The 14,182-nt window shown below is 44.9% G+C and carries 15 protein-coding genes; 10 read left to right on the plus strand and 5 right to left on the minus strand.

Annotation, left to right across the window (positions count from 1 at the left end; all coding sequences use genetic code 11):
• Positions 1-106: 106 nt before the first annotated feature.
• From R7O13_RS09455 to R7O13_RS09480, 6 genes are all read left to right on the plus strand, one after another.
• Positions 107-1,108, plus strand: coding sequence for a 4-hydroxyproline epimerase (locus R7O13_RS09455; protein ID WP_054576450.1), 1,002 nt, complete (start codon positions 107-109; stop codon positions 1,106-1,108).
• Between the two features lie 21 nt (positions 1,109-1,129).
• Positions 1,130-2,662 (plus strand): aldehyde dehydrogenase (NADP(+)), encoded by a 1,533-nt coding sequence (locus R7O13_RS09460; RefSeq protein WP_318303859.1) that lies wholly within the window; start codon positions 1,130-1,132, stop codon positions 2,660-2,662.
• 152 nt (positions 2,663-2,814) lie between these two features.
• Positions 2,815-3,489 carry a GntR family transcriptional regulator gene (locus R7O13_RS09465; RefSeq protein WP_053303155.1) on the plus strand — a complete coding sequence of 225 codons (675 nt, stop codon included), beginning with the start codon at positions 2,815-2,817 and terminating at the stop codon, positions 3,487-3,489.
• A gap of 30 nt (positions 3,490-3,519) precedes the next feature.
• On the plus strand, positions 3,520-4,284 hold the full coding sequence (locus R7O13_RS09470; RefSeq protein WP_167415160.1) for a transcriptional regulator: 765 nt from the start codon (positions 3,520-3,522) through the stop codon (positions 4,282-4,284).
• 364 nt (positions 4,285-4,648) lie between these two features.
• The gene (locus R7O13_RS09475) at positions 4,649-6,244 is read left to right on the plus strand and encodes a S41 family peptidase (RefSeq protein ID WP_115385900.1); all 1,596 of its coding nucleotides are present in this window, start codon (positions 4,649-4,651) and stop codon (positions 6,242-6,244) included.
• 70 nt (positions 6,245-6,314) lie between these two features.
• Positions 6,315-6,635 carry a hypothetical protein gene (locus R7O13_RS09480; RefSeq protein ID WP_137281910.1) on the plus strand — a complete coding sequence of 107 codons (321 nt, stop codon included), beginning with the start codon at positions 6,315-6,317 and terminating at the stop codon, positions 6,633-6,635.
• A 71-nt stretch (positions 6,636-6,706) separates the two neighbouring features.
• On the opposite strand, the gene rlmF is transcribed toward R7O13_RS09480, so the two are convergent.
• Both rlmF and R7O13_RS09490 read right to left on the minus strand, forming a co-directional pair.
• Entirely contained in the window at positions 6,707-7,834 is a 1,128-nt protein-coding gene (rlmF, locus tag R7O13_RS09485) for a 23S rRNA (adenine(1618)-N(6))-methyltransferase RlmF (protein ID WP_318303687.1), read from the minus strand.
• On the minus strand, positions 7,821-8,336 hold the full coding sequence (locus R7O13_RS09490) for a M48 family metallopeptidase (protein ID WP_005377870.1): 516 nt from the start codon (positions 8,334-8,336) through the stop codon (positions 7,821-7,823). The genes rlmF and R7O13_RS09490 overlap by 14 nt, the downstream gene beginning before the upstream one ends.
• A 138-nt stretch (positions 8,337-8,474) precedes the next feature.
• Between R7O13_RS09490 and R7O13_RS09495 the strand changes: the two genes are divergently transcribed.
• Positions 8,475-8,705: a glutaredoxin family protein gene (locus tag R7O13_RS09495; RefSeq protein WP_005377871.1), complete on the plus strand. Its 231-nt coding sequence runs from the start codon at positions 8,475-8,477 to the stop codon at positions 8,703-8,705.
• A gap of 27 nt (positions 8,706-8,732) precedes the next feature.
• On the opposite strand, the gene R7O13_RS09500 is transcribed toward R7O13_RS09495, so the two are convergent.
• Complete coding sequence (locus R7O13_RS09500; RefSeq protein WP_137281907.1) at positions 8,733-9,602, minus strand: LysR family transcriptional regulator; 870 nt, start codon at positions 9,600-9,602, stop codon at positions 8,733-8,735.
• A gap of 106 nt (positions 9,603-9,708) precedes the next feature.
• Between R7O13_RS09500 and R7O13_RS09505 the strand changes: the two genes are divergently transcribed.
• The 3 genes from R7O13_RS09505 (at position 9,709) to R7O13_RS09515 (ending at position 12,280) form a co-directional block, all read left to right on the plus strand.
• Positions 9,709-10,932 carry an MFS transporter gene (locus R7O13_RS09505; protein WP_213866584.1) on the plus strand — a complete coding sequence of 408 codons (1,224 nt, stop codon included), beginning with the start codon at positions 9,709-9,711 and terminating at the stop codon, positions 10,930-10,932.
• Positions 10,933-11,021: 89 nt separating this feature from the next.
• Complete coding sequence (locus tag R7O13_RS09510; protein ID WP_213866585.1) at positions 11,022-11,594, plus strand: DUF1415 domain-containing protein; 573 nt, start codon at positions 11,022-11,024, stop codon at positions 11,592-11,594.
• 110 nt (positions 11,595-11,704) lie between these two features.
• Positions 11,705-12,280, plus strand: coding sequence for a nucleoside triphosphate pyrophosphohydrolase family protein (locus R7O13_RS09515; protein WP_005377875.1), 576 nt, complete (start codon positions 11,705-11,707; stop codon positions 12,278-12,280).
• A gap of 70 nt (positions 12,281-12,350) precedes the next feature.
• Here R7O13_RS09515 and btuD read toward each other — a convergent pair whose 3' ends face one another.
• Both btuD and btuC read right to left on the minus strand, forming a co-directional pair.
• Complete coding sequence (gene btuD, locus R7O13_RS09520) at positions 12,351-13,118, minus strand: vitamin B12 ABC transporter ATP-binding protein BtuD (protein WP_017820884.1); 768 nt, start codon at positions 13,116-13,118, stop codon at positions 12,351-12,353.
• Positions 13,105-14,100, minus strand: a complete 996-nt coding sequence (btuC, locus tag R7O13_RS09525) for a vitamin B12 ABC transporter permease BtuC (protein ID WP_005377877.1) — start codon at positions 14,098-14,100, stop codon at positions 13,105-13,107. Before btuC ends, btuD begins: the two co-directional genes overlap by 14 nt.
• Positions 14,101-14,182 lie beyond the last annotated feature (82 nt).

Consider the following 14,182-nt stretch of genomic DNA (forward strand, 5'->3'; position numbering starts at 1 on the left):
TATGCTCCGAGTCACACTTGAAAACGTAGATTGTATACAATATATTTTACATTACGTTAACATCACTATTGTTTAATTCAACCATTTTTTCAGCAAGGAGCGAAAAATGAGACAAGGAACTTTTTTCTGTATTGATGCCCACACCTGCGGCAACCCAGTTAGGCTGGTCGCAGGCGGTGTGCCTCCACTCGAAGGCAATACCATGAGCGAAAAGCGCCAATACTTTCTTGAGCATTATGATTGGATTCGTCAGGCACTCATGTTTGAGCCTCGCGGACACTCAATGATGTCGGGGTCAGTTGTCTTGCCTCCTTGCAGCGATAACGCAGACGCTTCAATTCTGTTTATTGAAACCAGTGGCTGCTTACCAATGTGTGGCCACGGCACCATTGGAACCGTCACTACCGCTATCGAGAATCGCCTTATCACTCCCAAAAAAGAAGGCCGTTTGATACTTGATGTCCCAGCAGGACAAATCGAAGTGCACTACCAAACAAAAGGTGACAAGGTCACGTCGGTGAAGATATTTAACGTACCAGCTTACCTTGCCCACCAAGACGTAACCGTGAACATAGAGGGCTTAGGTGAGCTCACTGTCGATGTTGCTTATGGCGGAAACTATTACGTAATCGTCGATCCTCAAGAAAACTACGCCGGACTTGAACACTACTCTCCAGATGAAATTTTGATGCTTTCTCCAAAAGTTCGCGAAGCGGTATCTCGAGCGGTTGAGTGCGTACATCCAGAAGATCCAACAGTGTGCGGTGTTTCTCACGTGCTATGGACCGGAGAGCCCACTCAAGAAAACGCTACCGCTCGAAATGCTGTGTTTTACGGCGACAAAGCGTTGGATCGCTCGCCATGTGGTACGGGAACAAGTGCGCGCATGGCGCAATGGCATGCAAGAGGCAAACTCAATCAAGGAGAAGACTTTGTTCACGAAAGTATCATCGGCAGCCTATTTCAAGGACGTATAGAAGGCATTACCGAAGTGAATGGCAAAGCCGCTATTTTGCCAAGCATTGAAGGATGGGCACAAGTATACGGTCACAACACGATATGGGTAGACGATGAAGACCCATATGCGTACGGATTTGAAGTGAAGTAATAAGGATAGTAAGGAAGAATGATGACCCCACAAGAACCAACCACTTTTTACGCAGTCAACGCCTTTACTGGTGAGCCTCTACCCACAGAGTTTCCGGTGCATGGGGAGCAAGAAGTTAATCAAGCCGCCTCAGCCGCCCAAAGCGTTGCGCGTGAGTTTCGCCAACTAAACAATGCAAAGCGAGCGAGCTTACTTTGCTCTATCGCCTCTGAATTGGAAGTGAAGAGTGAAGAAATCGTTGCTCGTGCTCATTTAGAAACTGCCCTTCCCGAAGCACGTTTAAGCGGCGAAATAGGACGTACCGCGAACCAATTAAGACTATTTGCCGAGGTTGTGAGATCGGGTAATCACCATCAAGCAATTTTCGATACGCCAAACCCAAACCGTCAACCACTGCCAAAACCAGATATTCGCCGTCAACAAATCGCAATTGGCCCTGTCGCCGTGTTTGGTGCGTCTAATTTTCCGCTCGCATTTTCTACTGCAGGTGGCGATACGGCTTCGGCACTGGCTGCTGGCTGCCCTGTGATTGTAAAAGGCCATACCGCCCACCCTGGCACCAGTCAACTTGTTGCTGAGTGTATTGAGGCTGCACTTGAGAAAGAGTGCTTACCGCAAGCCATCTTCACGCTATTGCAAGGTAACAAACGTGCACTTGGCCAAGCACTCGTTACCCATCCAAAAATTAAAGGGGTTGGGTTTACAGGTTCAGTCGGTGGTGGCCGTGCGCTGTTCAATCTAGCCCAACAAAGACCAGAGCCAATCCCCTTCTATGGCGAACTAGGGGCGATTAATCCAACATTTATTCTCCCTTCAGCCATACGGGCAAACGCATCATTGGCTAAAGAATTTGTGGCTTCTATGACTTTGGGCTGTGGACAATTTTGTACAAAACCAGGCGTTGTATTTGTCTTGAATAGCCCAGAAACGCAAGCCTTTATCGAAATCGCTCAAGGGTTAATTCGACAACAATCAACGGCCACTTTGCTAACGCAAGGAATCCGAGAAACGTATGAATCCGAAGTGGATAAGCGAGCTTCCGAAACAGGCATTAACGTCACTCGTTCTGAACAAGCAGAAGCGACCAATGTCTCACCAGCACTGTTCGTGACGGACAGTAAAAACTGGCGTGAAAACCCGCAATGGGAGGAAGAAATATTTGGTCCTCAATCGTTAATCGTAATCTGTGAAGATTTCGATGACATGTTGAAACTGAGTGATTCACTGACTGGATCGCTCACCGCAACCCTTCACGCTACCGCTGAAGACGAAGAACAAGCCAAGCAACTGCTTCCAAGTTTGGAAGAAATCGCCGGACGCCTTGTATTCAACGGTTGGCCAACTGGCGTCGAGGTTGGTTACGCTATGGTTCATGGTGGACCATATCCGGCTTCAACCAATTCTGCCTCAACATCTGTCGGGGCAGAGGCTATTCATCGTTGGTTGCGTCCCGTCGCTTATCAAGCTTTACCAGAATCTTTATTGCCGGATTCATTAAAAGCGTCGAACCCACTGGGTATTCAACGCGCCATAGATGGCAGTGTGTCCCAATAAAATCACCAAATGGCTCAAAAAGGCATCAACTGATGCCTTTTATTTCACTCTACTTCTCAAAACCTTCTTTCCTAGTTGGTTTGTGCCAGAAAAACAATAAACTACTAAAGTAAAATGGATTGGATACAATATTAATTTCACGGGAGACTTCAATGTCACAGAAACCTGTTTTTAAAACGCGTACTCAGCTCGTTGAGGAAGCAATTCGAACTCAGATCTTGAAGGGCGAGTTAAAAACTGGTCAACCTTTACGTCAAGATGCGTTAGCAAAAGAGTTTAATGTTAGCCGAATTCCTGTGCGTGAAGCGTTAGTTCAATTGGAAGCACAAGGACTCGTTAGCTTTGAACCTCACAAAGGTGCGACGGTCACTGAACTATCTCCAGAGAAAATCAATGAGCTATTTGAACTGCGCGCTGTCGTGGAATGCCACATTTTAGAGCGCGCGATTCAAAATATGACAGACGCTGACCTTGAACGCGCGCGCGAAGTTCGCGAACGTTTCGAGTCAGTAGTGAACAGTGGCGACGAAGTAGAAGAATGGAGCAACTACAACTACGAGTTCCACAAAGCCCTATATGCGCCAGCCAACATGCCTGAAACTATGGACGTCATTTACAACCTGAACACAAAGTGTGACCGATACATACGCATGCAGCTATTGTTTACTACAGGCATTAAAAAGGCAGAAGAAGAGCACTTAAACTTGTTTGAAATGTGCCAAAATCGCGATATCGAAGGCGCCAAGTACCTGCTGAAAAAACACATTCTAGAAGCGGGCACAGCGATTCGAAACCTGCTGCTTGAAAGGCAAAATATCAGCCAGTAAACGGAATAACGAATAAGGTGATATTCAAGGATGAATGTTGGACCAAAGTTTTTACTCGCAGCGCTACGACAAAAGATTAAAGAAGAAGGGCTTTGCTACAATTCCTTGTCAGAGAAAAGTGGCATCCCTTTATCTAGTATTAAACGCCACCTACATAATCCAGCTTTAGGTTTGGATAAAGTACTTATTTATCTGAACTACCTGAATACCGATCTCATCGAACTCGCAACCTTAGCCAACGAGCTTCAGCACCAAAACGAGCAAATGCTAACAGATGAAGAGAGCGCCCTTTTCGTTGAGCATCCTTATTTACTTGATTTTATTTATATGCTGACTTCTCGTGATATTAAACCGCAAGAGATAGCCCAAACTTACGGGCTTTCTGATACAAGCTTACGATTCTATTTACGTATCGCGGAAATTCTAGGATATGTCGAAAACTTCGGAGACGGCTTGTTTTACCGTTCTGGTCGTCGATTTATTATGGAAGAAGGTACGGCATTAGACACCTTATTCAAAGAGCGATTTCAACAAGATTCGCTTTCTCATGATATCAACCCAGGCGTATGTATAGGTCGCATTAGGCTCACCGAAGAGCAGAAAGTGCAAATAGAGAACGAGCTTTGTAATAAATTAGCGAAACTTAACGCAGTTAACACTTCCAACAATGAAGGTGAACTAACAAATATATTAATGCGCTGCACTCCCGGTGCTCAGATATTTTTCGCTGATGATTTACCTAACATTGACGGAAGCCTATTAAAGCACGTCGCTCAACTCACTAAATTAAGTTAAAGCATCAGACAAATAAATCAAACAAATCCCAGATAACATCATATACCCCTACCAAACTATTGATTCAAAGCGTTTCCTGAATCTAATTCTGATTTTTATTTAGCAAGCATCGCTTAGTCAACTAAGAACTTGTCTTAATTTCACACTTATTAATTGTCTTGTTAGCTCTTTTGAAATAGACAGAAAACTTAAGTAATGACTAATTTAGCTTAAGTATAAAAGACAACTTTTTTACGTTATTTACCTCACACTATTTAACTATAAATTTGCAGACGAACAAATTAAATTAATACATTCACCTAGCTAATAAAAACAAAAGCAAAACACATAATTATAATTCTATTATTTATAAGGACATAGAAAAGTGAAATTTAAGTATTCTTTAGCAACGGCAGTCACTCTCGCATTATTACAAGGCTGTGGCGGTGGCGGCGGTGATGGTTCATCACCTACTCCGTCCACTAGCAGTGCAAACGGTCCAACATGGAAAGCCGGTGATTTTAGCCAACCGTCGAAAACGTTTATCAACCAATGTGAAACGCCCCGCGTCGGACTGGACCCATATGACAACTATGCCGCCTATCCAGATAAATTGGGCTCTGCATTACACGAAAAACTCTTTTTAAGAGCTTTTACTAACGAAACGTATCTATGGTATGACGAGGTTCCTGATAATAATCCAGCAAACTACAAAACTGTTACTGATTACTTCAATACGCTGGTCACCTCTGCTACTACCGCGACGGGTAAACCAAAAGATCGCTTCCATTTTACCGTCCCTTATGAAGATGATATGAAATCATCGCAATCCGGTTTAGTTGCTGGATTTGGTTTTAACTGGGCATTCCTACGTGGCGTACAACCTCGAGACGTTCGTATTTCCTACACTGAAGAAGCCTCGCCAGCTGATAGAAGCGGCATTGCTCGTGGTGATAAGCTTCTGAAAATCAATAATATTGATGTGGTTAACACCGGTAGTCAGTCCGACATTGATTTTATTAACAAAACGCTCTTTAACCCTGACATCAATCAAGATTACACCTTCACATTTGAGAGTGTTGACGGTCTAGAGAAAACCGTGACGCTTACCGCCTCTGATGTCATGACCTCTCCAGTTAAAAATGCCAAAGTGATTACACACAATGGTATGCGGATCGGCTATCTGCAATACAACTCCTTTGAACCAAGCGCTCAAGCCCCGCTTATTGAGGCGTTCAGTATGCTCTCAGCAGAGAATGTTGACGAGATCGTCGTTGATTTACGTTACAACGGCGGTGGCTTAGTCCTTCAGTCCTCGCAAGTAGGCTACATGCTAAGCGGTGCTGGTCAGAACCGAGTCTTCAGTGAGTTGATTCATAATGACAAAGTGATGCGTACCATTAAAGATGGGGATAACATCTATCGCTTTACGAATCTAGCAATAGACTGGGCAGCACAGAAATATTCGGATCAAGTGCTTCCGACACTGAACAAAAAGCGCGTATATGTGCTGACTTCAGGAGGCACGGCTTCCTCAAGTGAACTGTTAATCAACGCTTTGCGCGGCATTGATGTGGAGGTTATCCAAATAGGTTCAACAACCACAGGTAAACCGTATGGGTTCTCACCAGAACAAAACTGCGGCACTATGTACTACACTATTCAGTTCAAGTCGGCGAACGAGAAAAAATTTGGCGACTTCGCTGATGGTTTTATTCCTACTCCAAAGAGCCAAATCAATACCGAGCTAGGCTTAAACAATAGAGTGGAAGGTTGCTGGGTCAATGACGACCTAACAAAACCATTGGGCGATCCGTCTGAAGGTATGCTTTCTGCGGCACTAAACTACATGGAAACTGGAACCTGTCCGCCAGTATCCCCTTCAAGTTTCAACGCCATGCCGCGTAACATTTCATCTCCGGAGTTAAGCGATCTTCGCTCTCCGCTACGAACAGAGGCAATTCATGTTGAGATCAACTAACTTTTTACGAATGCTGATTCGGGTTGTGCTTTTCTTAGGCACTTCGATTTCTTTGATAGGATGCCAAGCTATGTCACAAGAACCCGTTGAAGCATTGAGTAAAAAGAACTCTCCGGAAACAGTCATAGAGATTCAAAACGCGATCGCAGAAATCCAAGGGACACCAGCACCTAGAGTCGCAAATAACGTATTTGAATCCTCACCGCATTTGTTGATTGAAAAAGGACGAGTAAAAGGGAACAACAATCAACTGTTGGATGGCAGCTATACGGATCTTCCAGACCAATATACGTTGCAGATAAGAGGTGAAACCTGTGGCTTGTACTATGCCAAAACAGATACTTTTGTCTCTCTCAGTTCACTAGATTGTGAGCCCATCATTAAGTTTTAGATCTCCCAAAATAGAAGCCCGCTGATATCAGCGGGCTTCCTACTTTATTGTTCAGTGTGAAACGGTCAACGTTACTTTAGTTCAATCCATGCTTTGCGCTGTTGCTTATCCATGTATGACCAAGCTACAAAGCGGCTCACTTTCTGCCCTTGACTCATTTCAACCACACGAATGGCTTTCACACCCAATTTTTCAAGCTGCTTGCGCATCGGGCGAACGTTGTCTTTTTTGGATATAAGTGTTGTAAACCACAAGACCTGTGCGGCAAAAGCTTGGCTTTCATTCGCCATTTTTCGGATAAACGCCGCTTCTCCGCCTTCACACCACAATTCAGCGTTTTGACCGCCAAAATTCAACGCAGGCTTACTTGTCTTTACTGGTGCGGTTTGAGGTTTTAGCCCTTTCTTGCGCTGGTTTGCTTTTAGATTATCGATTTTACGCTGGCTGCCCATAGCGGCATCTTCCGCCGAACGGTGGAATGGCGGATTACATGTCGTCACATCATAACGATCATTCGGTTGAATGATACCTCGATAAATATTGGTATCATTGTATTGCTGTACCAGTGCAATTTTTCCCTTCAAAACACGATTGTGCTCTACGATCGTTTGAGCCGATTGGATGGATTTTGGATCGACATCGCTGCCCGTATAGTGCCAACCGTATTTTGTTACACCAACAATCGGATAAATACAGTTTGCTCCCACGCCAATGTCCAACGCTTTCACTTTTTGGTGCGCGTACTGACCTTTTACTTCACCATCAAGAAGTTCTGCCACTCGGTGAATGTAATCAGCGCGGCCCGGAATCGGTGGGCAAAGGTAGGTGTCGGGAATGCCCCAGAACTCGATACCATAATACGCAGCAAGCAATGCTTTATTGAGAATTTTAACAGCGTTAGGATCAGAGAAGTTTATGGAGTCTTCCCCTTTCGGATTTTTGATAACGAATGGCTTTAACTGTGGTTCACTTTCCACGAGTTTTTTAAAATCGTAACGACCTCGATGAACATTACGCTCATGCAAACCATTCTTCGCTATTTTTATGAACTCGACTTCGCTCTTTCCTGCAGGCTGCGAGGATTTGCGCGCAACTTTGTCTTTAACACGCTTCGGCTTGGCTTTATTCGCGTCTTTATTCTGAGCCGCCTTTGAAGTCTTTGGCTTTGCTTGCTTCGCGTTGTGATTATTGTTCTTCATTCAAATTCGCTTTTAAATCGAGGTAAATCATAAACAAACGAGCATCAAATTCGAGTTGGTGATACTCAGGCTCCATATAGCAACATAGCTGATAGAACGCCTTGTCGTGGTTTTTCTCACGAGTATGCGCCAACTCATGTACCACCAGCATTCTTAATAGTGGCTCGGGCGCATCCTTAAATACATTGGCAATGCGAATCTCGTTTTTCGACTTCAGCTTACCGCCATGGTTTCTACTGATTACACTGTGCAAACCAAGCGCGTTGTTTACCGCGTGAATTTTCTTATCGTAGACGACTTTACTGATTGGCGCGGCTTTCTTCATGTAGCGGTTTTTGATTGCCATGGCGTACTCATAGAGCGCCCTTTCGCTTTTGATTTGGTGCCTGTCGGGATAACGCTTCTCGAACCAAGGAACAAACTTGCCACTCGCTATCAACGAGCTCACCTGCTCTACGATGTTTTGTGGGTAGCCTTGAATGTATCGAAGTGACGGATGCATAGAATTAACGTCTGTTATGACAAAATAAAGGCGCTCAATATACCTGAGATAAAGGACAGTTTCACCTTAGCTTTCGCCTTTCATTTATTGTGAAAGGCCGTTAAACTTCGCCTCCCAATGATAATGGAGAGAAACTCAATGAAACGTGTCGTCCTTTACGTCAAAGACAAATGCCCTCACTGCAAAGATGCTCAACGTTATCTGGATTCGAAAAATATTAACTATCGTTTGTGCAATGCTAAGATGCAACGCGGTCGCAAAGAACTTGATGCGCTTGGTGCTCGTTCAGTGCCAGTTTTAAAAATTGGTGATCGGGTAATGATTGGCTGGAACCCAAAGAACTTCGAGAAGATGTACAAAGGCGACTAGTGCTCGGACGATGAATCTGCGCTGCGTTTAAACGTAGCGCTTGATAAAGTCGATAAACGTTCGATCTGCTATTGATAAATACCCCTGCTTGCGCCAAGCAAGTGCCAGATCCAGCGTCACTGGTGGTTCAAACGGCACGCCAACAACGCCTGACTCATGTTGAGTCACCAATTCCAGTAACGCGGTAATCGCAAACTCTTGTTTTACAATACTCAAAATCAAAGGCAGTAAGTTGGTCTCGAATGATGACTTCATGGTAAACCCATGCTCCTCACTCACCTGATCCAAAAATTCGCGGTGAAAATAGCCATGCTGAAACATAACCAAATCGTGTTCAAAGAACTCATCAAAAGTAAGAGCGTGTCGCTGGGCTAACTCATGCTCAGGTGAAACAACTGCTACCATTTGGCTAGTAAACAAATGGTCAGTTTCTAGGTCATCAGGCACGTTATCACAACTGATCACACCGATATCGAGTTGACCATTGAGCAGCATACGACGAATCGATTGAGTCCCAGCTTCGACCAAGGTCAATTTTAACTCCGGGAACTGGCTTTTAAACGCCATCACAATTCGTGGAAAGAAATAACTGCCCATCATTGATGGCGTCCCGAGCCTTACTTCGCCTTTCGCTAAACCTTTCAACTCATCAATCGCGAGCTGCGCGTCGTGCAACTGTTGAATCACCCGCTTGGCATGTACAAGTAGCGTTTCGCCCTCTTTCGTTAAGCTGATTTTTTTATCATCACGGCGAAATAGGGTAACACCCAAAGACTGCTCAAACTTTTTGATAGAAATGCTTAATGCGGGCTGGGCAATATGCAGGGCTTTCGCCGCATGGGTAATATTTCCATGTTCAGCGACCGCCAGAAAATGTTTAAGTTGTTTCGATTCCATTAGATCAAAAATATATGGTGTCCATATTTTTAATATATTTTTTTAATTTATAACGAACTGATAGATTGATCACAGTCTCTCCATTTGCTCACATTAGGCAGGATTCATGGTCAGTTTTGGCACACCGGAATACAAACGCATTACGCTCTCGCTAGCGCTTGGTTCCTTCTTGGTTTTTTCAAATTTATACCTACTACAGCCAATGCTGCCCACTTTTGCTCAAATTTTCACGATCTCAGAAACGCAAGTGAACTGGTTATTTGCGGCCTCAACACTCGCTCTCTCTTTTAGCCTCGTCCCGATGGCTGTGTTGTCAGAATCAGTGGGACGAAAGCCAGTCATGATGGCTGGTCTGTTTTCGATTCCTACCCTTTCCGCTTTGATGCTGTTTGGTGACTCATTTCTGTTTTTGGTGGTATGTCGAGCACTGATCGGTGTCGCGCTCGCCGCTTTTGCTGCGGTCGCCGTGGCTTACATGGCAGAAGAGCTCGACAAGCACGCCTTCTCGATGGCAATTGGAACGTACATTGCGGCTAACTCATTAGGCGGCATTGCAGGGCGTATTAGCGGCGGCTTATTGGCGGACAATTTCAGTGTTGATGTCGCCATTGAAGTTATGATGGTGTTCACTCTTCTTGGTGTCATTGGCGTTCACTATTTATTGCCAACACAGCGCAACTTCACCCCGTCATCAAGCAGCTTACGCCATCAAAATCGTGCGCTTATTGGTCATTTTAAAAACCAACGCGTGTGGTTTGCGATGCTGATAGGAGGACTCAACTTTGCTTTGTTCGTCAACCTTTATTCCGTAATGGGTTTCCGTCTGGTGAGTGAACCTCACAATGTGCCCGTCGGGTTGGCCTCACTGATCTTTATTTGTTACTTGGGAGGGACTTTCTCCTCTCGTTGCGCAGGCCACTGGAGTAAACGTTATTCATCAATCCGCGGTATGTTCTTAGGCGCGATAGTGAGCATGACGGGGATGTGGATTGCGGCGGTTGAAAGCTTGACTGCAATGCTATTTGGGTTGTTGCTGATAAGTTTTGGTGCCTTCTTTACTCATACCCTCGCCTACGGTTGGGTCGGTCAGAACGCCACTCGCGCCAAAGCCACCGCGACAGCGCTCTACTTAGTACACTACTACGTAGGCGGTAGCTTAGGAGGATTCTTACTTCTTTATTGTTGGCAACATGGTGGTTGGTCGAGTGTTCTTATGGGAGGAAGCGCAGTCTACCTAGCGATGTTTGCTGCAATTGCGTATTTGAAACACATTGCCGAAAGAAAGCATACTGACCAAACACCTGACGCTGCGAGTTTAAAGAGTAGCTAAGGTACGCTCATTTGCGTAATACCTCTCTGGTTACTTGGATAACCAACTCTGCTATGCTTGCGCTACTTTAATAAAAACCAGAAAGTCGTATGTCAACGCGTTCAACACAAAACACAGATATCGAAGCGATCACTCAACAGGTCGATCAATGGCTCAACGATGTAGTAATCGGTCTCAACCTTTGTCCGTTTGCTGCCAAGCCGCAACGTAATAAACAAATCAAAATCTTTGTTAGTGAAGCGACTCAAGAAGAAGCGCTTCTAGAAGATATTTTATTGCAGCTGATTGAGCTGAGTAACACAGAACCCGAACAACTTGAGACCACGTTGGTTGTGGTTCCCGCCATGCTACAAGATTTCTGGGACTACAACTTTTGCATAGATTGGGTTGAAGGATTAATTAAGCAGCAAAACTGGGAAGGTGTTTTCCAAGTAGCGACTTTCCATCCTGATTACTGTTTTGGCGGCGCAAGGCCTGAAGACGACGAAAACCTGACCAATCGTTCTCCTTACCCGATCTTCCATTTGATTCGCGAAGAGAGTATGGAAAAGGTACTAAAACACTATCCTGATCCTGAATCCATTCCCGATACGAACATCGCTCGTGTTTCCGCCCTTTCAGAGGAAGAACGTAAAAAGCTGTTCCCTTACCTATTTCGTTAAGCACCACCATTCCCCAAAGGCAGATTTATCACCAGTTAGATGCAATGCCCTTGGGGTTCAAAGTGCGGTTTGGTATCATTGCCGCTTCAATCGATTCAATGGAAATTAGAATGCAACTGTCAAAGCTAACCCAAGAGATTTTTGATCACTTATACCGTGATATCACCGAGTTCCGTAGTACGTTCGACTTACCAGTCGCAGACGCTGCAAGCCTTGATACGCAAGCAGATACACTACACACCTCTTTGGCGATCGAAGAGCTAACAGAGCTAGCAGAAGCAGATTGTAAAACTGAGCAAGCAGATGCCATCGTAGACAGCGTGTATGTATTAATGGGCCGTCTCGTTCATCTTGGCCACAGCAAAGTAGAAGACAACCTGGCGATCAGCTACTTAATTGATCTTCTATTAAACGTTGCGGTAAACCGTGGTATCGAATTTATTCCTTGCTGGGATGAAGTACATTCAAGCAACATGAGCAAAGTATGCCGTAACGAGCAAGAGTACTCAGAAACAGAAGCATTCTACGCGGAACAAGGCATCAAGTTGATGGCGGTGCAGAAAGGTGAATACATCATCGCGAAATGCGCCGAAGATTTCGTATCGGAAGGTAAAACCATTCGTAAAGGCAAAGTACTCAAATCTGTTTACTACCGCCCAGCAGATCTAAAACCGTTAACTCAATAAGCGTTGAGTTTGGCTATCTCGATTAAAAAAAAACGACCTCAAGTAGGTCGTTTTTTGTTGTCCCTAAATACTAATCAAAGATTAAATAAGGTTGCTCATCTACGATGACCTTTTTGACTTGAGTATTGAACACTTCCCCGAGAGCTTCTTCCGTTAGCACAGTATCGGCACTTCCTGATGAGTGCAGCACACCGTTGTTAAGCAGCAATACTTTATCTGCGTGCTTTAATGTGCGATTGAGATCGTGATTAGCAACCAATACTCCAATTCCCTGCGCCGCCATAGCGTTAATCAATTGATAGAGCAGACCCTCTTGCGCAATATCTAACGGTGCTGCTGGCTCATCCAAAATTAAAAACTGCGAAAAAGGATTAATGGTACGCCACACCTGCAAACATACACCTGCTAATCGGACACGCTGCCACTCACCACCGGATAATGTTTGAATACTGCGATGAAGCTTATCTTGCAGTTGTACCAGCTCCACCACCATATTGACGGCATCACGCACTTTGATATCCGCAATCTCAGCACCACTTGGCAGAGATAAAGCGAGATACTGAAACACATCAACATTAAACGCTGGGCGCGATTGCTGACACAAATAACCTCGAACATGAGCTTGCTCTGACAACGGTAAAGTAAGCAAGTTTTTGTTGCCAACGTACACTTCACCACTCATACCGTCTCGGTGACTTAACGTACCAGAAATCGCAGCCAATAAAGTACTCTTACCGGAACCATTAGGCCCAACGATATGTACGATTTCGCCAGCTTTGCATTCAAAAGAAAGAGGCAATAATCGACTACCAACCGACATATGCTTAACGTGCATCATGACTCTTCACCAGCATCCAGATGAAAATAGGTGCGCCAATCGATGTTGTCATGACACCTAAAGGTAACTCTGCGGAGTCCAATAACAGTCTTGCGCCGATGTCAGCAAATACAAGCAACGCAGCACCAGATATTGCAGAAAGTGGCAATAAATAACGGTTTTCCGTACCAAAAGCCAAACGCAACAAGTGCGGCACCACCAAACCAACAAAACTGATGATGCCACCCAAAGCGACTGAACTACCCACCAAAACAGAAATGGCGAGGATCAGTTTCCAACGCATTTGATGCACATCGACACCCAATTGGGTCGCATGAATCTCACCCAGCATCAATCTATCAAGCGATTTGCCTTTACAACATAACCAGATGAGCACCGGTAACATCACCAAGGTAACGGTATGTTGATACCAACTCGCACCGCCAATACTGCCCATTAACCAATACATCAGTTGGCGTAAGCTAAGATCATCACTAAAGTAAAAAGCCCACGTCACAATCGCGCTCGATAAAATACCCAATGCGACCCCAACCAAAAGCAATCGAGCCGTCGTCAGGTGCATTGCCCTTGCTATCGCCACCAAAACAAACGTGAAGACCATCGAGCCTGCAATCGCTGCCAACATAAAAACAATCGGGGTAGGAAGAACAGGTGACGCGAACATGATTAAGACCATTGCTAAGCTTGCACCACCAGATATACCGAGCACGCCAGGTTCAGCCAACACGTTCCCAAGCAACACTTGTAACGTCGCGCCAGATACCGCTAACGCAGCACCAATAATTGCCGCAGACACTAACCTCGGTAAACGCAAGTCCACCAATAACTTCTGTTCAAATGCAGATAAGGATTGAAAAGGAGAAAGGAAAATTTCTCCGACCATCAAGTGAATGGCAGAGAGTACAGCGAGCACGATCGACATAACCATCAGGTTACGTTGCCAGCGTCGTTCCTTGTTCAGGATAAGTTGTTGAAAATCCATAGCGGCCGATAAAAACAAACGAGGCTTAACCTTACAGTTAAGCCTCGGTAAATTGCAATTAACTTCTCAAAGCAATGTTGGA

The sequence above is a fragment of the Vibrio sp. Y176 genome, from assembly GCF_033438945.1.